The 22439-nt window shown below is 35.4% G+C and carries 18 protein-coding genes; all 18 read left to right on the top strand.

The genetic code is table 11. The features are described 5' to 3' along the window. The first annotated feature begins 277 nt into the window (after window positions 1-277). The 18 genes from rfaH (at window position 278) to GQR53_RS09160 (ending at window position 22295) form a co-directional block, all read left to right on the top strand. Window positions 278-763: a transcription/translation regulatory transformer protein RfaH gene (gene rfaH / locus GQR53_RS09245; RefSeq protein WP_165743748.1), complete on the top strand. Its 486-nt coding sequence runs from the start codon at window positions 278-280 to the stop codon at window positions 761-763. Between the two features lie 366 nt (window positions 764-1129). Beyond that, entirely contained in the window at window positions 1130-2245 is a 1116-nt protein-coding gene (locus tag GQR53_RS09240) for a polysaccharide export protein (protein ID WP_165743747.1), read from the top strand. A 12-nt stretch (window positions 2246-2257) separates the two neighbouring features. Further along, complete coding sequence (locus tag GQR53_RS09235) at window positions 2258-2692, top strand: low molecular weight protein-tyrosine-phosphatase (RefSeq protein ID WP_165743746.1); 435 nt, start codon at window positions 2258-2260, stop codon at window positions 2690-2692. 15 nt (window positions 2693-2707) lie between these two features. After that, complete coding sequence (locus GQR53_RS09230) at window positions 2708-4957, top strand: polysaccharide biosynthesis tyrosine autokinase (protein ID WP_165743745.1); 2250 nt, start codon at window positions 2708-2710, stop codon at window positions 4955-4957. 389 nt (window positions 4958-5346) lie between these two features. Beyond that, complete coding sequence (gene tviB / locus GQR53_RS09225; RefSeq protein ID WP_165743744.1) at window positions 5347-6627, top strand: Vi polysaccharide biosynthesis UDP-N-acetylglucosamine C-6 dehydrogenase TviB; 1281 nt, start codon at window positions 5347-5349, stop codon at window positions 6625-6627. An 88-nt stretch (window positions 6628-6715) separates the two neighbouring features. Then, window positions 6716-8689 carry an acyltransferase family protein gene (locus tag GQR53_RS09220; protein WP_165743743.1) on the top strand — a complete coding sequence of 658 codons (1974 nt, stop codon included), beginning with the start codon at window positions 6716-6718 and terminating at the stop codon, window positions 8687-8689. Then, window positions 8676-9710, top strand: a complete 1035-nt coding sequence (locus tag GQR53_RS09215) for an NAD-dependent epimerase/dehydratase family protein (RefSeq protein WP_165743742.1) — start codon at window positions 8676-8678, stop codon at window positions 9708-9710. The genes GQR53_RS09220 and GQR53_RS09215 overlap by 14 nt, the downstream gene beginning before the upstream one ends. 247 nt (window positions 9711-9957) lie before the next feature. Next, window positions 9958-11223: a polysaccharide biosynthesis C-terminal domain-containing protein gene (locus tag GQR53_RS09210; protein ID WP_165743741.1), complete on the top strand. Its 1266-nt coding sequence runs from the start codon at window positions 9958-9960 to the stop codon at window positions 11221-11223. Window positions 11224-11326: 103 nt separating this feature from the next. Next, a complete protein-coding gene (locus GQR53_RS21700) occupies window positions 11327-11704 on the top strand; it encodes a DapH/DapD/GlmU-related protein (protein ID WP_277344620.1) in 378 nt (125 codons plus the stop codon). Between the two features lie 1245 nt (window positions 11705-12949). Further along, the gene (locus GQR53_RS09200; RefSeq protein WP_165743739.1) at window positions 12950-14161 is read left to right on the top strand and encodes a glycosyltransferase; all 1212 of its coding nucleotides are present in this window, start codon (window positions 12950-12952) and stop codon (window positions 14159-14161) included. Further along, complete coding sequence (locus GQR53_RS09195; RefSeq protein ID WP_165743738.1) at window positions 14162-14815, top strand: HAD-IB family phosphatase; 654 nt, start codon at window positions 14162-14164, stop codon at window positions 14813-14815. It abuts the gene before it with no gap. Window positions 14816-14928: 113 nt separating this feature from the next. After that, on the top strand, window positions 14929-15654 hold the full coding sequence (locus tag GQR53_RS09190) for a hypothetical protein (RefSeq protein ID WP_165743737.1): 726 nt from the start codon (window positions 14929-14931) through the stop codon (window positions 15652-15654). A gap of 288 nt (window positions 15655-15942) precedes the next feature. Next, the gene (locus GQR53_RS09185) at window positions 15943-16206 is read left to right on the top strand and encodes a glycosyltransferase family 4 protein (RefSeq protein ID WP_165743736.1); all 264 of its coding nucleotides are present in this window, start codon (window positions 15943-15945) and stop codon (window positions 16204-16206) included. Further along, window positions 16203-17333 (top strand): hypothetical protein, encoded by a 1131-nt coding sequence (locus GQR53_RS09180; protein WP_165743735.1) that lies wholly within the window; start codon window positions 16203-16205, stop codon window positions 17331-17333. Before GQR53_RS09185 ends, GQR53_RS09180 begins: the two co-directional genes overlap by 4 nt. Before the next feature lie 56 nt (window positions 17334-17389). Continuing rightward, a complete protein-coding gene (locus tag GQR53_RS09175) occupies window positions 17390-18505 on the top strand; it encodes a glycosyltransferase family 4 protein (RefSeq protein ID WP_165743734.1) in 1116 nt (371 codons plus the stop codon). After that, entirely contained in the window at window positions 18502-19449 is a 948-nt protein-coding gene (locus GQR53_RS09170; protein WP_165743733.1) for an SDR family oxidoreductase, read from the top strand. The genes GQR53_RS09175 and GQR53_RS09170 overlap by 4 nt, the downstream gene beginning before the upstream one ends. Window positions 19450-19460: 11 nt before the next feature. Beyond that, window positions 19461-20009 carry a sugar transferase gene (locus GQR53_RS09165; RefSeq protein WP_165743732.1) on the top strand — a complete coding sequence of 183 codons (549 nt, stop codon included), beginning with the start codon at window positions 19461-19463 and terminating at the stop codon, window positions 20007-20009. Between the two features lie 339 nt (window positions 20010-20348). Further along, window positions 20349-22295, top strand: coding sequence for a nucleoside-diphosphate sugar epimerase/dehydratase (locus GQR53_RS09160; protein ID WP_346774392.1), 1947 nt, complete (start codon window positions 20349-20351; stop codon window positions 22293-22295). Window positions 22296-22439 lie beyond the last annotated feature (144 nt).

The raw sequence follows: 22439 nt of genomic DNA, 5'->3' as shown, positions 1-22439 counted from the left end.
GATGTGATAAATGATAGCTAATCATTTATCAATGAGAGATACAAGGCGCCTTGCTTGCTGGCGCGCTTAGGCTAAGTCGTTGCCACCTAAATGCATTTAGTTAAGCTTGGTTTAGACTGCATAGGTATCTAAACCAAGCCCACTTTCTGCTGTTAACAAAGTTAGTAAACATTTACGATAAACGCCTATTTACTTAACAGACTTAAATTGTTTATAATTACGCGTTATTAAATTTAACGTTGTGTTTTTTTGCAATTATATTGTAGTAAGGATTGCTATGGAAAGTTGGTATTTAGTTACGTGTAAGTCTCGCCAAGAAGAGCGAGCAGCCACCAACTTATTAAACCAAGGGATTGAAGTATTCTACCCCAAGTTAACCATCGAGAAACTGGTTAAAGGTCGACGTACCATTAAACAGTCAGCTCTGTTCCCTAACTACCTATTTGTTTGTTTTGAGTCACAAAACGGTAACTTTTTTGCGGTAAAAAATACGCGCGGGATTAGTGGCTTTGTATCTTATGGGCCAAATTATCAAATTGTACCTACAGAATTAATCGAACAGCTTAAAAGTGAGCGTTTACAAACTACCAGTTCTACATTACCTAAAACGGGTGATGTAGTTAGCGTAAATAACTATTCATTTAATAATATTAAAGCTATTTACAAAGAGCCTGACGGCGATATGCGCAGTATTTTGCTAATTAATCTACTTAATAAACAAGTAGAAATGAGTGTAGATAACAAAGATATAAACCAATACTAGTTATAAAGCGCAACTTAGGCTTTATGCCATAAAAAATTAAGTAAGTATCAGTACGTAGGAACTGCAACCTAGGGGCGGAAGCGTGCCCGAAGGGCTAGACAAGCAAAAAGTTTTGCTTTCAAGCTGGAGCGAGAGGAGCTCTGCGACGAACTGGAACGTGGGGCGTGCCCGAAGGGCTAAACTCATTACTAGTAGGTTAGGGTATATTTTTACTTTTGCTAGCTTATGGCTTTTAACCAATACGTATAAAATGATTCGCGCTTGCGCGTAGTTAGCCCTCATGCTTTAATTACAGCGCTAAAAAAAATAAGTACTCACCAAGGTTGGTGAGTAAGAACAATTTTAAAATAATTTTGGGATTCTACAATGGCGTTAAGCTGTAAATCACTCGCATCAATACTCGCAATACTAAGCATGACCGGCTGTACAATAGTACCAGGCAGCCACTTTGAAGGTATAGACTCAGGCGAGCAAACACAAAACCTCGAACAAGATCTCGAAAAAGTAAACATTCAAATAATCGACTCGCTACTAATAAATAAACAAAATCAAGCGCGTATAGCAGCTAAGCCAATTTCAAGCATCGATGGTTTAAACGTAAGCAACTACGAATACAAACTAGGTGTTGGCGACGTACTAACAATAGGCGTATGGGATCACCCAGAGCTAACAATACCCGCAGCAGTACAACGTACCGCAGAGTTTGACGGTTTTAGAGTACAACGAGACGGCACCATTACTTACGCCTACGCACCAAATATACCAGCAGCAGGTAAAACAATAAGCCAAGTGCGTAATGAGCTTGTTAAACGCCTAAGCCGAGTAATAGAAGACCCGCAAGTAGACGTAAAAGTAGTTGGCTTTAGAAGCCAAAAAACCTACGTTACCGGTGAAGTAAAACAACCTGGTGTATACCCAGTAACCGAAATTCCACTTACCTTAATTGATGCCTTAAACCAAGCAGGCGGCTTAACTGATGCAGCCGATTGGCGCACTGTTACATTTACCCGTGGCGATAAAACAGAAGTTATTAAACTTGATGACTTTTATGCCCATGGTGACATTTCACAAAACCGTTTATTGCAACATGGCGACATAGTGCATGTAAATCGTAACGATGCACAAAAAATATTTGTATTAGGTGATGTTAAAAAAGCAGGTTCAGTAACGCTTAACCGTTATGGTTTAAACTTAGCCGAAGCGCTAAGCGACTCGGGCGGCTTAAACGAAAATACAGCCGACGCTAACGGTGTATTTGTACTGCGTAAAAGTGACGTAGAGCAAACCGGTATTATTGCAAACGTATACCAATTACATGCTAAAAATATAGCGGCAATGGTATTAGCTGAGCAGTTTGAGCTACAACCGCGCGATATTGTATATGTAACATCGGCACCGCTTGCACGTTGGAACCGTGTAATTAGCTTACTGTTACCGTCAATCGCTACTGTAGATAGTGTTGACGATATAACTGCAAACTAAGGGTTTTTAAAAATGTTTGATTCAGTTTTAGTGGTGTGTGCAGGCAATATTTGCCGCAGCCCAACAGGTGAGTATGTTTTAAAGCAAAAGCTTGAAGGCAAAAATATTAAAGTATCGTCTGCTGGGTTAACAGCACTTGAAGGCAAACCAGCAGATGCAAAAGCAAAGCAAATAGCACTCGCACATGGCGTTAATATGGATGATCACCAAGGCCAGCAGCTTACATCAAGCTTAGTTGCGCAAAACAGCGTAATACTCGTAATGGAAGAACGCCATTTAAACGACGTACACGCTCGCTACCCAGAGGCGCGCGGTAAAACGTTTTTACTCGGTAAATGGATTAATAACGCTGAAATACCAGACCCATATCGTCAAAGCCAAGAGGCTTTTGAACACGTTTATACATTAATCGACAGCGCGTGTAGCGCTTGGCAAAAGTATTTATAAGGAATGGCTAATTTAATGAATACCCAGCCGAATAACAGCGCTAGTAACGCTAATAATAAAAGCACTAATAACACACAACCAACACAAGAAATTGATTTAATGGCGCTATTAGGCGCATTGCTCGATCGCAAATACTTTATAGTAGCCGTAACTGCGCTGTTTATGTTTGTAGGTGTTATTTATGCTGTATTAAGTACCCCTGTTTACCAAGCAACAGCCATGATACAAGTTGAAGACGGCGGCGCATCAGTCCCAGGTTTTGACGATATGGCAGGCATGTTCGAAAGTACTTCAGCCGCAGTAACCGAAATAGAGCTACTAAAGTCACGAAGCATAATAGGTGAGGCAGTAGACACTTTAAAGCTTGATGTAATAGCAGAGCCTAAGCTATTCCCGTTTATAGGTAGCCGCGCTTATCGTAAATTCACCCCAATGGAAGATGGCGATTTAGCTGAGCCAAGCTTTGGCGCTAGTAGCTTCGCGTGGGGCGGTGAAAGCATTAATATATTTCGGTTTGATGTACCACGTACCGCTGTAAATAAAGCATTTACTTTAGTTGCGCAAGCTAATAATAGCCTTGCACTTTTAAATGCTGACGGTGAACAAGTATTATCGGGTAAAGTGGGCGAGGAACTTACAAACGGTAAGTTTAGCCTAACCATTCGTACTTTAAATGCACGCGCGGGTACAGAGTTTACAATTACCCGTAAAGATCGACTTAATACTATTTTGGATTTGCAAACAGCTATTGGCGCAAGTGAAAAAGGTAAAGACTCAGGCATAATTAACTTAAGCTTACAAAGCATTAAACCAAGCTATGCTGAAAAAGTGCTTGATAAAGTAGCGGCTATTTATGTACGCCGTAATGTTGAGCGTAACAGCGCAGAGGCGCAAAAGTCGCTTGAATTTTTAGAAGTACAATTACCAGAAATTAAAAAACAGCTTGAATACGCAGAGCAGCGCTTTAACGACTACCAAATTAAACGCCAATCAATAAATATAACCCTAGAAACACAAGGCGTGCTTGAACAAGTAGTTAAGCTTGAAACCAAGTTACAAGAGCTAAATTTAAAACGTTTAGATCTTGGCCGAAAGTTTAAAAAAGATCACCCTACATATCAGGGAATGCTTGAGCAAATCGAAGCGGTTGAAAGCCAAAAGCAAGAGCTAGTTGGTGAGGTGGGTAACCTGCCAGAAACTCAGCAAGAGCTACTACGTTTAAAGCGCGATGTTGAGGTAAGTAACCAAATTTACACATTACTGCTTAGTAAAACACAAGAGCTTGATATCGTTCGCGCAGGCACTGTAGGTAACGTACGTATTATTGACTACGCCGAGGTAAATACCAGCAAGCCAGTTAAACCTAAAAAAGCATTAATAGTGGTAATGGCTACTATGCTTGGTGGCATGTTAGCCGTGGCTATTGTGCTTATACAAAAAGCAATGCACAAAGGCGTTGAAGACCCTGCAGAAATTGAAGCACTAGGCCTACTTGTATACGCAAGTGTACCGCACTCAGATTATCAAGATAAGCTAAATGGCTTTGTCGAGCGAGCCCGCAAAAACAAAACGAATAAACCTAAAAGTATACTCGCGCTAGATAACCCAGCCGACCTAGCAATAGAGGCACTACGTAGCCTGCGAACTAGCCTGCACTTTGTGATGATGGAAGCTAAAAATAATATTATTGCTATATCGGGCCCAAGCCCAAGCGTAGGTAAATCGTTTATATCGGTTAACTTAGCTTCAGTACTCTCGCAAAGCGGCAAAAAAGTACTTATTATTGATGCCGATATGCGTAAAGGCTATTTGCAAACCCAGTTTGGTTTAAAGTGGGACGATGGATTAAGTGATTACCTATCAGGCCGTTTAAACCTAGAGCAAGTTACTAAACCAACTAAAGTTGAAGGACTAAGTGTTATTACGCGCGGGCAAATACCGCCAAACCCTTCTGAGCTATTAATGCACTCAAACTTTAGCAAATTAGTTGAAGAAGTAAGCGCCATCTACGATATTATAATTGTTGATACTCCACCAATATTAGCAGTAACTGACCCTACAATTGTTAGTGCACACTGCGGTACTACATTATTAGTAACTCGTTTTGGCCAAAGCCATGTGCGTGAAATAGAGCTTACTCGTAATCGTTTTGAACAAAATGGCATAGACGTAAAAGGCGTAGTTTTTAACGGTGTTGTTAAAAAAGCGAGTAATGCGTATGGGTATTACGGATACTACAACTACGAATACAAAAGTGACAAATAGCCTTTAGTCTAAATCAGGGCCTATTGGGCACTTTTTATAAAAAGTACAAAAACAAGGTATTACAATGAGATAGTCTAAATTGACTGTCTCAATTTAGAAAAAAGTGTCTCAGTGGGGTGTAATATCACTGAGATATAAAATTGCTAAAATGCAATTTGATAGTGAGCCGCTACGTACTAATTTAGTAAATTCAGAGCGATTTATCATCAATAAATGAATGGTAAGCCATCAAAAATAGATTGTAAAACGTACTTTTTGCCCACGAGTATACCTCTAAATACTCGTTTTTTTACTGCACGTTTTAATATGAAACCAATTTTAAATTTAACTTTTACGAAGCTCGCAGTCCAAAGCTCGAAGCTCTACAACCAAACAAAGAGAGTAAAATTATGCACGATTCATTAACGGACCTAAAAATTGGCATTATAGGTTTAGGCTATGTAGGCCTCCCATTAGCAGTTGAGTTTGGTAAGAAATTTCCAGTAACAGGCTTTGATATTAACCAAGGTCGAATTGCACAATTACAAGCCGGCCACGACTCTACACTTGAAGTAAGTGATGAAGAGCTTAAAGAGTCTCCACAGCTTAATTTCTCTTATACAGTGTCAGATCTTGAAAGCTGTAATGTATATATTGTTACCGTACCAACGCCAATTGATGAACATAAACAGCCAGATTTAACACCACTTATTAAAGCGAGTGAAATGCTGGGTAAAGTGGTTAAGAAAGGCGATATCATAATTTATGAGTCAACAGTATACCCAGGTGCAACAGAAGAAGCATGTTTACCGGTAGTAGAACGTGTATCGGGTCTTGTCTTTAATAAAGATTTTTTTGCCGGCTACTCACCAGAACGTATAAACCCGGGTGATAAAGAGCACCGTGTAACTAACATATTAAAAGTAACCTCAGGCTCGAATCCAGAAATAGCTGAAAAAGTTGATCAACTTTATAAGTCAGTAATTACGGCCGGCACACATAAAGCGAGTTCTATTAGAGTGGCCGAGGCTGCAAAAGTAATCGAAAACACACAGCGTGATGTAAACATTGCGTTAATTAATGAGCTTTCAATTATTTTTAATAAGTTAGGTATCGACACACTTGAAGTGTTAGAAGCAGCCGGCACTAAATGGAACTTCCTACCATTTCGCCCAGGCCTAGTAGGCGGGCACTGTATTGGTGTTGATCCGTATTACTTAACGCATAAAGCCCAAAGCGTAGGCTACCACCCAGAAATGATTTTAGCCGGCCGTCGTTTAAACGATGGTATGGGTAAACATGTGGTGTCTGAACTGGTGAAAAATATGCTTAAAAAGCGTATTCATGTAGACGGCGCAAATGTATTAATAATGGGTTTAACGTTTAAAGAAAACTGCCCAGACTTACGTAATACAAAAGTGGTCGATATTGTAAGTGAGCTTAAAGAATACAATATTAATGTGGATATTGTAGATCCATGGTGCTCAAACGATGAAGCACAACATGAATACGGTTTAAGCTTAACTACTGAGCATAAACAAAATAACTACGATGCAATTATTCTTGCAGTCGGCCATAACGAATTTAAAGAAATGGGCGCAGAGCAAATTCGTGCACTAGGTAAAGCAGAACACGTACTTTACGATTTAAAGTACGTACTACCAAAACAAAGTGTAGATATGAGATTGTAATTTACTATCACTTACGACATTCATAATGTCTTGTAATTTATAAAATACAAGACTTTAAATAATTGGGTATTTTTAAAGGTAGTAAAGCATGACAACATTTCGCCCAGAAATAGATGGACTCAGAACCATATCACTTTTTTTAGTTGTTTTTCATCATTTGGGGTATGAGTTGTTTAGCGGTGGATTTATCGGTGTCGATGTTTTTTTCGTTATTTCAGGTTTTCTAATTACCTCTATAATCCAAAAAGAAATAATAAGCAACAGGTTTTCACTACACGCCTTTTATAAACGGCGAATTTTGCGTTTAGCTCCAGCCTACTTTACTGTAATTATTACAGTATCTGTAGTAGCAACACATGTACTACTTCCTACCGATCTAATCAGCTACTTTGAAAGTGTAAATTATGCCAATTTTTTCCTAGCTAATTTTTTTATGTGGTCAGATGTTGGTGGATATTTTGGAGTCGGAGGTGATTTTACACCTTTGCTCCACTTATGGAGTTTAGCTGTTGAAGAGCAATTTTATATTTTCTGGCCTTTATTTTTAATTGCAGTATATAAAATCACTAAATTTAGTTATTCATTGCTAATTTTCGGTGTGCTTCTTCTCTTAGCTCTTGCTATATCAGAGTTTGGTGCAAATAATTATTTAGCTGCATCTTACTATCTTATGCCAACTAGAGCCTTTGAACTAATTGTCGGTGCATTGCTTGTTTTTATTCCTCCAATTAAATTGAATAAAATTATTTCACATGTATTAGCAGTCGCAGGTATTGTGATGATTATTTGGTCGGGGGTAACTTATACCAAAGAAACGGTCTTCCCAGGAGTAAATGCTTTAGTACCGTGTGTGGGGACGGCTTTAATTATATTATTTTCCTCACATAGATATGGTATAGGGAAGTTAATATCAAATAAAGCAATGCTTTATTTGGGGAAACTCAGCTATTCAGGTTATTTATGGCATTGGCCCATAATTGTACTGGCCAATATCTATCTAATAGAAATCACGCACAGTGTTGCATCTATTATTATACTCATGACCTTAATGTTAAGTGCGTTCACTTACCACTACATAGAGATTCCAGCAAAAAGGCTAAATAATAGAAAGTTACGCACTATAGTATCATTAAATTATGTTGTGCCTGTAAGTTGTTTATTACTTGCATATTTACTCATAAACTTTAACCGCGGTTTTCCAGCTAGATTTTCAACAGAAATAGCGGTTATGAATGAAGCTATAAATTCTTTTCCAAATAAAGAGCGTGGTCGTTGCAATGAAGGTCCTGTAGTTAAACCATTATCAGATGATGATTGTATTTTAGGAATAGCTAAACCTATAGTCGACTTCCTATTAATAGGAGATAGTCATGCAAATCACTTCACTGGAATGATAGATGAAATGGCTAAAGATGCTAACTTAAGAGGTTATGATATTACTCAAAGCCAAACAATCTATTTAAAAGATTACAAACGGTTTTATGAGATAGATGATAAGGTCATCGAGCATGAACAGTTTTATGCACGAAATAATTACTTAACGAGCCTTTTAAATGAATCAAAATATCCAACGGTAATACTTGGGGGGGCATTTTTAAAATCAATGGAGTTTGATTATCAGTATGTAAATGATTCAGGTGAGCGTGTTAATAACATGTCTATTGCTTTGAAAAGTACTGTTGATTTTATTATGGCTAAAGGGTTGAAGTTATTTATCATAGATGATAACCCCTATTATAATGAAAGAATACAATATTGTGAATTAAACAACTCCCGTTTTAATTTGGATGTTAACTGCAATCTAGATATACAAGAATATATAGAACAAAGTTCCAATTGGCATAAATTACTTAATGATTTACAAAGTACATACTCAAACTTAGAAGTGATTAATCCGAATGAAATTATATGCGATTCTAAACATTGCCATAGTATGATTGATGGTATCCCACTCTATAAAGATAATGGGCATTTAAATCAAATGGGTTCTAGATTAATCGGGAAAAAATATATTGAACAATTCGGAAACCCACTGAGCGAGGCAGGTAATGATAAAATTTGACATGATTAAACAGGAATTATTAAAAAGCCCTAAAATATGGCTTGTTACAGGAGTAGCTGGTTTTATAGGCTCAAACCTTTTAGAAGCGCTATTAAAGCTTAACCAAAAAGTAGTGGGGCTTGATAATTTTGCCACGGGGCATCAGCATAATCTTGATGAAGTACAAGGCTTAGTTACCGCAGAGCAGTGGCAAGGTTTTAATTTTATTGAAGGTGATATTCGTAACTATCAAGATTGCGAAACAGCACTAGCTAATAATGGTGAAGGTATTGACTATGTATTACACCAAGCAGCACTTGGCTCAGTACCACGCTCAATTGCTGATCCAGTAACAACGAATGCAGCTAATATCACAGGCTTTTTAAATATGTTACAATCAGCGAAAGAGGCTAAAGTAAAAAGCTTCACTTATGCAGCAAGTAGCTCGACTTACGGTGACCATCCTGCATTACCTAAAGTTGAAGAAAACATTGGTAACCCACTTTCTCCTTATGCAGTAACAAAGTATGTAAATGAGCTATATGCAGGTGTTTATGCAAAAACGTATGGCTTTAAAACAATCGGCTTACGCTACTTTAATGTATTTGGTCAACGACAAGATCCAAACGGTGCTTATGCAGCAGTAATTCCTAAGTGGACTGCTGATATGATCAAAGGCGAAGATGTATTTATTAATGGTGACGGTGAAACAAGTCGTGATTTTTGTTTTATTGAAAATACAGTGCAGATGAATATTTTAGCAGCTACTGCTGATGATGACGTAAAAGCACAAGTATATAATGTAGCTGTTGGTGATAGAACTACACTAAATGCTTTATATAGTAGTATTCAAAGATCTTTGGTCAGTAATGGAATTGATAATAGAGATAAACCTACTTTCCGTGACTTTAGAGTGGGGGATGTCCGTCATTCTCAAGCTGATATTGGCAAAGCTAAATCATTGTTAGGCTATGTGCCTGAGTTTACTATTCAAGAAGGTATTGACCAAGCTATGCCATGGTACATAAGGTTTATAGGGTAAAAAGATGGCGTTGTTATTTGTCTCCTTAAATGAAAGTTTTAGCGTTGAATAAGGGACTATATAAGCCTTTATTCATAGCTAACATTATTACAGTCAAACACATTTAACTTGTGTTTTGTGTAGTGAGTAGTCAATTTGTTTTTATTCTCAGAGGACTAGAAATGCAAATGGGTAAGGTTTTTTATTTCGAGGTAACCATAATTTGCTAAAAAAATTTATTCATTCTGTGGGGCTGAGGCTCGTTGGTATGCTATTTACGTTTTTGGTCGGTATTTTGTTAGCTAGGAAGCTTGGAACCGAAAACTTTGGACGATACACATTAGTAATGTCAATAATATCTATCTTATTGATACCTTCACAATCAGGTTTAAGTTCGCTAGTTGTCCGTGAGGTCTCGAAATTAAAAGCTTTAGGTCGGCTCTCATTACTAACTGGGTTGGTTAGATGGAGTCGTTTATTTAATGCGAAAGTTTCTATATCACTCTTAATACTTTCTACTTTGATAGTTTTAATGAATGGAAAGCTAAATTTTCTTTCACCAAATATAATGTCAAACTATTCTACGTTAGTCTTTTTAGGGCTTTTATGCCTGCCTTTATTGGGACGTTTAGCTATCGATTCTGCTTTGATAAGGGGGAACGGTAATGTTATATTTGGTCAATCGCTGGATAGTTTATTGTATCCAGTAACTTTCTTTTTCATTCTTTTTTTTACTAGTTTCATTCTAGATGGCGAGATGACATCAGAGGTTGCTATGGCAGCAAGACTGGTAACCATATTATTAGTAGTGGTCATTGCCTCTATTTATATTGAAAAAAAATTAGGGGTTATTCATTATTATAGAGCTACTAACAGTGAAAAATTGATATGGAAAAATAATTTAATACCATTAGCTTTAGCCGATGGTATTAGAGTGTTTCATTCACACTTTTTGACAATAGCCTTAGGTGCAATTGTTGTATTATCTGATGTAGCTATTTTTAGAGTTGCGTCCTCTTTATTGCTTCTTATAAACTTGCCTTTAAATGTCGTATCCTCAATCGCATCTCCGGATATTTCAAAGTTATTTTCATTAAATGAATACGATAAGTTAGAAACTAAACTTAGATATTATACGATTATTATGATGGTTCCAATGTTAGTTGGGATTTTATTTATTATACTTTTTGGGGATTTCTTGATCTTGATTTCATTTGGATCAGATTATTTGGGGGCAAAGATACCTTTACTAATCATGTCATGTGCTACATGTTTCTCTCTTGTTTTTGGGTTGGGCGATGTACTACTTAATATGACTGGACACTCCAAAATAGTCCTTAAATCTTCAATTATTTCATTAGCATGTATGTTGGTTTTTTCATGGCCTATGATTAAATATTTTGGTGTTAACGGTGCTGCATCACTATTTGCATTTAGTTGGCTGCTATTCAGGTTTCAGTTGTTTATTGCAGGAAAACGTATTTATAAATTCAACATATCTCTATTGCAGACTAGTGCTACAAGGCATTGCTGAGTTAATACTAGAGCAGTGAAAATAAATTTTAATAAAATAAAAAAGGTACATTAAACTTATGTTCTATAGGGTGGTAAGAAAGCTTCGTTCGGAGTATTGGTCAATGATTCTGAAGCAAAGAATCATGGTTCATGGAAAGTTAACAATTAGAAACAAAAAAAATGTAAAGTTTAAATCCAATTGCTCTGTTAATGATGGCGTTTTTATTCTTGGGCATTGTGAAGTATTAATTGGTAGTGGCGTAACATTATCAGCTAGATGCATGATTATTGATACCGGTCTAGATTTAGATAGTAAGAAGCATATCGATAGTTACGTCCACATTAATGATGGTGCGTGGATAGGTGCAGGTGCAATTATATTGCCAGGCGTTACGATTGGGTTCAATAGTGTTGTTGGAGCTGGTAGCGTAGTAACCAAGGATGTGCCAGATGACTCAGTTGTTGCTGGTAATCCTGCGCGATTGATGAAAATAAAATAGTTGCTGGTCATGCAAAAGCTAATTACGTTCTACTTCGACTTAACTTTTTAGTGTCGTAATTTAATGAAACAGGAAACTAATTTAAGTTGCATCATTACTACTAAAGTAGTGGTAATTCAAAGCAAAACAACGACGCTCTTTACCTCAAATACGTGAGCTTGATACCGTCAAATTAGTGCTCAATGAAGGTTACTCATTTCTATGCAGCGCGCCCATTAGTTGTCGGTGAGAAGGCCCTTAGGCGATGGGTTAAAAAATTAGAAAACGATAGTGGTATCATGCCAAGCCTAAAGCACACTCTTGAAAAGCAAAAAGTTCAGTAATTGGAGGTGAGAATTAACTGAAGAGAAAGAAAAGGTTTTTAATTAAGGCTATATTAAACTGATCATTAAGTAGCATTATCACTCTCCTAGTGCTATGCGAAATGAATAATACTCGTTGATAGAGCAATATTGTTAGAAAAGTCAGTCGAAATAGCTTGAGTGTATTTGAAGTACCCGCCCATGATTTTAAGAATATTAATGCATCTATAAAAGTTGAGGTAAGCGAGTTACAGAGTAGTGAACTCTTCTCGGTAAGCTGAAGAGCTGCAACTGTCGGTTAGTACTTATTAGGTGCGTCGTATCATAGGAATATGGAGTTAGTGGTGGACTCCCGTTTATACCAGTTTTTAACAACAGAACGACTAGATGTATCAAAAGTGTTTAATTGTAAGTTTGTGCCTGATAATGGAAACCTAGATTTAAATTTAGTGTGAAATATCACTTATATTTCGGATGGAAAAAGTATTTTTTTAGCTGCAGTTATTAGTTGATCACAACAGTTAGGTTTTGTCGGGGTCGGTACATTCGCTCACTTAGCTTGATTGGTAGTTATTCTTCTGGTACTTGTGGAATTAAATCTTACTCAAACTTTTTTATTATCTTTTAAATGTTCATAAATAATATTTCCTTAAGACGTTAACAATCTAATTATAATGATGTCTCTAGGTAGGGGGGATTTAATAGTGGTAATAAGCATATGAACCATAAGTATAATATATCATTGAAATTCAATAGTATTTGGCTTTAATTTAAATTTATGCAATTTTGAATTACAATTACTAGTGTAGTTGAATGAAATTATTTATTATAGCTCTGTTATTAAATTAAGCTCTGTGCAATATATTTATCTTGTATTGGTCTGTTTTAAAAGTTAATAATCCCTCTACATGTTTAGCTCTCTAATAAAGGTACTAGAATAGTAATGGAATATAAATCAAAAGTTTTGTATATATCAATAATTGGTATGAGTGAACCTTTAGGTAAATCACAAGTATTAGAGTATTTAAAATATTTATCTGAAGAGTATGAAATGTATTTACATACATTCGAGAAAGATACTTCCGAAAAGACAATAAATGAAATTCAATCAATAATGGATGGCTACAATATTAAGTGGAGTTACCAACCCTATGATAACAAATTTGGTTTATTTTCAACCATAGGCCAAATGCTATCTAGTTCTATCACTGTTTACAGAAAGGTAAAGGTGAATCGAATTAATATTATTCATGCGCGTAGTAATATTCCAGCTTTAATTGCACTCATTACTAAATATTTAACCGGCGTTAAAGTGATTTTTGATATTCGTGGCTTCCAAATTGATGAAAAAGCAGAAATAGGACGCCTTAAAAAGGGCGGATTACTATATAAGTTTTTAAAGAAAATTGAGTTGCTTGCTTACAAACGTTCTAATGCAATTGTTTCTTTAACTGAGAATGCGAAACAACTTATTTCTAATGTTACCAATGAAGAAAAAATAGTTGTTATTCCTACTTGCGCTAACAAAGATGTTTTTAGATTTTCACCTGATGAAAGTTTTAAATTAGAAAATGGTTACTCTTTGACTGATAGAGTGATTATTCATGCGGGAACTGTAACAAATTGGTACGATTTTGATAGTGAACTACTTTTAGTTAAGCAGTTAATGGAAAAAGATTCAAAAATTCACTTCTTAATTTTGAATAAAGGTGAACATAGCTTTATATCTAAAAAAGTAGAAATGTATAACATTGAGCCGTCTAAAGTTAAAATAAAAGAGGCTGATTTTTATCAAATGCATAAATATCTTAGTATTGCAGATGCTTCAATTTTTATTATTAAACCAACTTTCTCCAAAAGAGCCTCAGCACCAACTAAGTTTGCAGAAAATTTATGCTGTAGACTATTTTCTATAACCAATAATAATATAGGTGACATGGATGCCTTTATCATAAAATATCCAGAAGTTGGCTTTTCTTTTGAGTTAGATGAAATTAAAAATAACATAGATGGTTTATCTTCTGAAATAATAATGAAATTGCAATCTTCTGATAAAGAAAGTAAACAATATCAAGAATTGTATGATAGCCACTTTACTAATGAGCTTGCTGTTATTCGCTATTCTAACTTGTACAAAAAATTGGTGAATAATTAAATGAGAATAGCTGTTTTTGATGTTTGTGGCACCTTATATAGAGCTAACACAACCTTTGAGTTTTTGGATTTTTATTTTCAAGAAAATTTAAAATATAAATTTTTTAGAAAAATAAGTAAATCATTTTTGGGCAAACTATTAAACTATCCTTTTTTTCGTTTTCTTAAATTTGATGTTCTTCGTTATGTGGCTATTGCTTTTTTAAAAGGTGAGACCATTTCAGATGTTAACAAAGCTGCACGTATTTTTGTTACTCAACATCTGGCGGAGAGGATTCAGCCAGAAATTAAAGTGCTTTATGATAAATATCAAAAGGATGGTTATTATATGATATTGATGTCGGGCTCATTAGATTTTATTATTTCCATCATTTCAGAAGCATGGGGAGCACACGATTCATACTCAACAGTGCTGCAAATTAAGGATAAAAAATTAACAGGAAAGGTGGCATTTGATCAATTATTTAATAAAAGCCATGTTTTGGATGAGCACTATGAGATTATTGGAGAGCTTATAGTCGTGAGTGATAATGCAAGCGATTACCAGCTTTTGAAAAAAGCAGATACTGGTTATGCTGTTTGTAACAAAGTAAAACAAGTTACGTTTTGGCAGAGAAAAAATTTAAAAAATACTAAGTTGGTTGAATTGTTATGAAGTTCTTTTTTTTACCAGGACATTATCTGTTTTTTAGTCGTTTAAAAACTAAGTTGGAAAAATTGTCATGGGCAATTTTATTTCTACTCCCCCTTATTACTATTGTTTTTCACATGAAAAATGAAATTTCATTTGAAATTACTTTAATTTTCTTAATTTCTGTTTGTGCCTTTTTCTCAATATATGATTTAGGTTACATAGAAAATGATGTGAAAACTGTGTTAAAGGAACACAACCCAACTATTAGAATTAATTCAAAAGCATTTGAATATTATCAAGAGAACTATTTATGGGTAATATTAGTTAAAACTTCAATATCACTTTTTTTGTTGCTTGTTATTCACTTACTCTCAAAGTTATACGTTATCGAAACTAATATTTTGCATTTTTCTATTTGTATATTTATAACTCGCATCGTTTTTTACTTCCATAACAAAATAAGAAGCGTCTGGAATGTATTAACTTTTTCGCTTTTAAGTTTATGCAAGTATGTATCATTGCTAGTTTTGTTTGCTCCAGCAAGTGAACTTATTTATTACATAGCATTGGCAATTTTAATGTTTCCAGTTGTTAGGGCTTTGGAACATGCAACTAAGCCAAAATATGGTTTAATTTATATCCAGAAAATAGTTGGTTCCGCAGATTTATTTAGAGTTAAATACTATTTTTTAATTTTAATTTTTAGCCTTTTATTACCTAGTTTAATACATAAATTCGATTATTTTTACTCTTCAATTTTTCTATATTATTTAATTTATCGATTGATTATATGTTTGTTGGTAAAATATAAATCTGAGAAGATCAATACTATCAGAATGCATAGAAGTATAAAAAAATAAATTTTTATACTTAATCTTTAGTATTTTCTAAATTTGGATGATTAAGTATTAAGTGACAATTACGCTTGCCGCTTTACTTTCTAATAAATATAGATGGTCACTACTGTCTAGACCGGTATTACCGAATTTTCTGCTCATAGAATATTGCTAGCGTTAAATATGGTGTTCTCAGAGCAAAGGATTTTGAGGTTAGTGCATGGTCTTAATAAACTCAAGAGAGTGCTATTCAAAAATGGATATAGATATAGTGTCTCTAGAAGATGGCTCATGGGAAAGAGGAAAGTGTGTATGTATAAGTTATTACGATATATGAGTTGTGGCGTACCTGTTGTAGGTGTAAATGAAAGTGTAGTTACAGAAGTAAGTAGCGGTTTCCTGCTAATTCATATTGATACACTAAGTGAGTTGTTTAGCAGTGAAATGAACAGTATCGCTCTTGGTTATAATTGCTTTAATAAAGTGAAAAATAAATTCTGTTTAAATATCGAACAGTCTAGGCTTTTAAAAATACTACAATTTACATGCCCTCATGAAGCTGGGTTGCAAGAATGAATTGGTATCAGCGGTTAGGTCTTGAAACCTCTTTTTTTTACGATTTACCTAACTTTTTAATATGTGTATTGGTTGTATTAATAGCAGGTAGCTTGGCTAAGTTACCACGTAACTATAAGTTACTTTTATTAGTACATTGTTGTATGCCTTTTTTTTTAAATGACTTTTTATTCTCGGCCAGTTATATGGGAGATCAGTTTAGATATACAGGTGCAGTTCGTGAAATAAGAGAGAGCTTTGAATTAACTAGCGAGATTGGTAATGTTGCAAATGCTAGTTGGATTCTCGCTTTTATACCACTCCCCTTTGTTGAAACGATAAAAAGTTTAGGTTTTTTTAATAAGTTAATTTTTGTTTTAATGTTTATTTTTTTATATAAAAAGGGTGTACTAACTCGGTTTTCGGCTTATTTTTTATTGTTATATCCTAGTATTCTGCTTTATACGGGATTAAGTATTCGCGATACAGTTATTTTTAGTTGCATGATGCTAACTGCTTATTTTGCGGTTAAACGTAACTTCCTTTTAATGGTTTTATTTATTGCCCCTCTTTATTTTATAAAATTTCAAAATTTCTTTATTATGTTGCCCTTATTTACTTTTTTATTATTTAATTTAGGTGAAAAAGGGCTTTCCCTTCGTAAGGGGTTAGTAATTTTAGTGATTACCTTTATCGTATTAATTATAAGCTTTCCAGTAGCCGCACCATTAATAAATAATCTTCGTTTAGCTATGTTCCGAGAAGATGGCGGTATAAATGTTGGAGATGTGGCACTAATAAATGGAATTGGTGATTTTATTTATATGGGGATAACCAGTGGTTTGTATTTTTTTGTGAAACCTCTGCCTTGGGAAGCTAGTAAGGTACTCCAGCTAATACAGTCGCTCGAAAATATAGTCATTATGATAATTGTTATTAAATTAACAATTCACGCATGGCGTAAAAATATGAACAAATTAATGTTTTGGTTAGTACTATTTGTTGCTTCACTTTCAATATACGGGTTGGTAGTCTTTAACTATGGTACAGCGGCACGGTATAGATTTTCTTTCATTGCGTTATATGTTGTATATGTTGCTTACGTCTGCAATATAACTCAGCTTTTTAATAGAAAAATAAAAGCTTAACACTAAGGTAACTGCTGTTTGTATATTAATAATATGAACATTATTAAAGGTTTTTAATGAAGTTATTATTTATAGTTAACGTAGATTGGTTTTTTATATCTCATCGTTTATCCATTGCATTAACGGCTATTGAGCAAGGTTACGAAGTACATTTAGCTTGTGGAATAACTGATCGTAAAAGTGAACTTGAAGCATTAGGTATTATTGTTCACTCTTTATCAATCAGCAGAAGTGGTACGAGCTTAATAAAAGAGCTGAAAGTCATTAAAGAGATGAACGTTATAGTGAAAAAGATTTCCCCCGATGTTGTTCATTTAGTGACTATTAAAGGTGCTGTCTACGGTGGTTTAGTTACACGCTTTAAAAATATTAAAGTAAGAGTGGCTTCTATTTCTGGTTTAGGTTTTGTCTTTATAGATAAAGGGTTTAAAGCTCGTATTCTTCGCTTTTTAGTCACTAAATTATATCGAATAGCATTAAGTTCATTAAATACTAAAGTGATTTTTCAAAACGAAAATGATAAATCTATTTTTATTGCAAACAAAATAATAAAACCTGAACAAAGCCTGATTATTAGAGGTTCGGGAGTTGACTTAGAAGCCTACAAGTATTTACCTGAGCCTGCTGGTGAAAAAGTTATTATGTTTTTAGCACGCTTATTAAAAGATAAGGGCTTAGTTGAGTTTTGCGACGCTGGAATAAAACTTAAAAAATCAGGTTTTAAAGGTCGGTTTGTACTAGTCGGCGATATTGATCTTCATAACCCTAATTCTTTAACTCAAGAAGAGCTTAATAATTATGTAAAGTCTGGTTATATTGAACATTGGGGATTTGCGACGAATGTTGCAGAAATAATCGCTCAATCCCATATTATGGTTCTTCCTTCATATAGAGAAGGATTGCCTAAAAGTTTAATTGAAGCCGCGGCCTGTGGGCGTGCAGTTATTACAGCGGATGTCCCAGGTTGTCGTGATGCTATTACACCGAATGAAACGGGCATTCTGATTCCGGTGAAATCTTCTGATGCCATAGTCAGTGCAATTGAAATGCTTTGTAATAATGATGAAAAAAGAATTGTAATGGGTAAAAAAGGAAGGGTATTAGCAGAGAGTTGCTTTAATATAGATGAAGTTATTGAAACTCATTTAAAGCTATATAAAGAGGTTATATGAGAATTGCAATAACAGGTGCAACAGGCTTTGTTGGAAGGCATTTAATGAAAGGGTTAATAGCAAGTGTAGAAGAGTTAGTTACTATAGGGCGACGTAAAACTGATTTATCTAACGTTACTTTTTATAAAGGCTCTATTGATAAAAAAACTGATTATAGCAAAGCATTAGGCTCAGTAGATGTTGTTATTCATTGCGCTGCTAGAGTTCATGTAATGAATGATGCTGCAAGTGATCCACTAACTCAGTTTAGGTCTGTAAACACTCAGGGAACACTTAACTTAGCAAAACAAGCAGCCCAAGCTGATGTTAAACGCTTTATATTTTTAAGCTCGATTAAAGTAAATGGTGAAAGTACAAGTGGCAAAGCTCCATTCACTGCAAGTGATAAGTCAGTTGTCGAAGATCCTTATGGGATCTCAAAGTTTGAAGCTGAGCAGCAACTACTTGAGTTAGGTAAGCAAACTGGTATGGAAATTGTGATAATCAGGCCACCACTTGTTTATGGTGAAGGAGTAAAGGCAAATTTTTTATCATTAATGCGTCTTGTGGGCAAAGGCTTACCACTTCCTTTTAGATCGATTAAAAATAACAAACGTAGTTTAGTATCAGTTTATAATTTGGTTGAATTAATTAAGGTATGTATTACGCATCCAAAAGCAGCAAATCAGGTGTTTTTAGCTTCTGATGATAATGACTTATCAACCGCCGAAATGGTAGCATTAATGGCGAAAGTGCAAAATAAAAAAAACCTTGCTTTGCCAGTACCTGTTTGGTGTTTTAAGTTAGTAGGAAAAATACTAAATAAAGCTGATGTTATTGATAGGCTTACGGGCTCCCTTCAGCTAGATATTACCCATACAATAAACACGCTTAATTGGACGCCCTCATACTCCGTTGAACATGGTTTTAAATTAGCAGCTAAAAAGCCCTCACAAGATAATTAATGGATTTATAAATGATACGTTTACTTGATTTTTTGTTTTCACTTTTTGGATTGTTATTTGTAATGCCATTTTTAGTGATTTTATACATTATTGGTCTATTTGATACTGGCTCACCTATATTTATACAGGAGCGTGTTGGTCGTAATAAAAAGCCATTCACATTAGTTAAGTTTAGAACTATGACTGTTGATACAGCATCGGTCGCAAGTCACTTAGCAAGTACAGCATCAATCACTTCATTTGGTGGGTTTTTACGTAAGACAAAACTAGATGAGCTTCCTCAGTTGTGGAATGTTTTGAAAGGTGAAATGAGTTTGGTCGGCCCTCGACCAGGTTTGTTTAACCAAGAGGAGTTAACTCAAGCACGTGAAGCTAAAAATGTGTTTGCAGTGCGCCCTGGGATTACAGGCTTAGCTCAAGTAAACGAGATTGATATGTCTACCCCTGAACTACTTGCTAAAACAGACCGTGAAATGATTGATACACTCACAATTGGTAATTATTTTAAATATATACTAATGACGGTGACTGGTAGTGGTAGTGGAGATAGGGTTAAATAAGGCCAACTAACTTTAATAGTAAAACGGCCCAATTGTAATATCTATTGGGCCTAAATTTCTGTTGCTTTTAACACATTGATTTAAATACACTATTTCTTGAAGAGTGTCTCGCGTGAGACACTCTTGAGACAGTTTTTAGGCATTATTTACTGCACCAATAGTCACATTACTTATATATTTTAACTGTCTCAATCAAGCGCTTAAGCTCTAACCGTGTAATAAATAAATCATCATTTAAAGCTACTTATATTAATGAGTTTTTTGTTATAGTTTTAATATTGTTAATTTCAAACATCATATTGGGTTATGCCCTGGACCGGAATCGAAAAGGAACTTGCCGTGGATGGTTTTATCCGTTCTATTTTAAGTGCTTCTAGGCCTAAAAAGCGCCTTATTACACTTTTTATTGACTCGCTTTTTATAGCAGTCGCTTTTTGGTTAGCCCTTATTGTTAGGCTTGATAGCTTTGAGCCATTAAAAAGTGCTGATAATTGGCTGTTGTTATTGATGTTAATCCCCACCGCTTTGTATGCGTTTATTAGTTTAGGTTTATACCGCGCTGTACTTAGATACATGAACTCACAAGCTATTTGGGCAATTGTACTAGGCACTGTAATAACAACGGTCAGTTTGGTTTTAATCGCCTTTTTTATAGGTATAGATATACCGCGCACGATGCCATTTATATTTGCGTGGTTGTGCTTATTAACTGTCGGTGGGTCTCGCGTATTGGTACGCGCGATGATTGGCAGAATGACGACAAGTAAAAAAGAACCTGTCATTATTTATGGGGCGGGTTCTGCCGGACGACAATTAGCGACGGCATTAGGTGCTGGTCCAGAATATTTTGTTAGAGCGTTTATTGATGATGATGCAACTAAACATGGTTCAATCATTCAAGGTATACCCGTTTTATGCTTTAAAGGTATTTACGAGCTCATAAATAAACGCAAGGTAAGTAAAGTTTTATTAGCACTCCCAAGCGAAACCCGTGCTCGCCGCAAAGAAATACTCGCCCAATTAGAACCTTTAGCTATTAATGTGCTTTCAATGCCCGGTATGGCTGATGTAGTAGAGGGCAAAGCAAAGCTTGCTGAAATAGCAGAGGTTGGTGTTGAAGACTTACTTGGTCGTGACCCTGTTGAACCAAATACTGATTTAATGACCGCTAACATTGCTAATAAAGTGGTTATGGTTACAGGAGCCGGTGGTTCTATCGGTTCTGAACTGTGTAGACAAATAGTTAAACAAAAACCAACAAAGCTTGTTTTATTTGAGCTTAGTGAGTTTGGTTTATATTCAATAGAAAAGGAGCTTAGTGAGTACATTACTAATAATAACCTTGATATTGAGTTAATACCTATAATGGGCTCGGTGCAACGTATTAACCGAATTGAAACTGTAATGACAGCATTTGGTGTGCAAACTGTTTATCACGCAGCGGCTTATAAACATGTTCCTTTAGTTGAGCATAACGTTGTTGAAGGAGTGCGCAATAATGTATTTGGTACTTATTACGCAGCAAAAGCAGCAGTCAACGCAAAGGTAGAGACCTTTGTGCTTATCTCAACAGATAAAGCGGTACGCCCGACTAATGTTATGGGTGCTACTAAGCGTATGGCTGAGCTATCGCTGCAAGGTTTAGCACAAGAGCAAGGTGTTAAACATAAAACACGTTTTTGTATGGTGCGCTTTGGTAATGTATTAGGGTCGAGTGGCTCTGTAGTGCCACTATTTCGCAGGCAAATAAAAGAAGGCGGCCCGATAACGCTCACACATCCTGATATAACACGCTTTTTTATGACGATCCCTGAAGCTGCGCAATTAGTTATACAAGCAGGGGCGATGGGCAAAGGTGGCGACGTATTTGTACTCGATATGGGCGATCCAGTTAAAATTAAAGATCTTGCAACTAAAATGGTTCGTCTTTCAGGTTTTGAAGTTAAAAGCGATACTAATCCACATGGCGATATTGAAATACTGTGTACGGGTTTACGCCCTGGTGAAAAGCTCTACGAAGAGTTATTAATAGGCGATAACGTGGGTGAAACATCACACGAACGTATAATGACAGCCAGTGAAGTTATGCTACCTTTAGCTGAGCTTAACGTGTTTATAGAAGCGTTAGATATTGCATGTCATAACTTTGATCATGAAACAATTCGCCAATTGTTGTTAGATGCACCCACAGGCTTTAATCCAACCGATGGCATATGCGATTTGGTTTGGAATGCAAAAATAGGACAGTCAAGCGCGGATAAACAAAAGGTTGTGAATATAAATTAAGAAATTTTTTCGCACTTTGTTGATGTAAAGGTATGTATTTAGCCTTATATATTAAATTAAATTTAAAGCGTGAGTTTAACTCGCGCTTTTTGTGCTTTGTAGTAAAGCTTTATTTTTAGAATAATAGAGTTAACTAAGATTAAT

Source organism: Pseudoalteromonas sp. Z9A6 (assembly GCF_011378805.1).
GTDB lineage: Bacteria > Pseudomonadota > Gammaproteobacteria > Enterobacterales > Alteromonadaceae > Pseudoalteromonas > Pseudoalteromonas distincta.
This window is presented reverse-complemented; position numbering and strand designations above follow the sequence as displayed.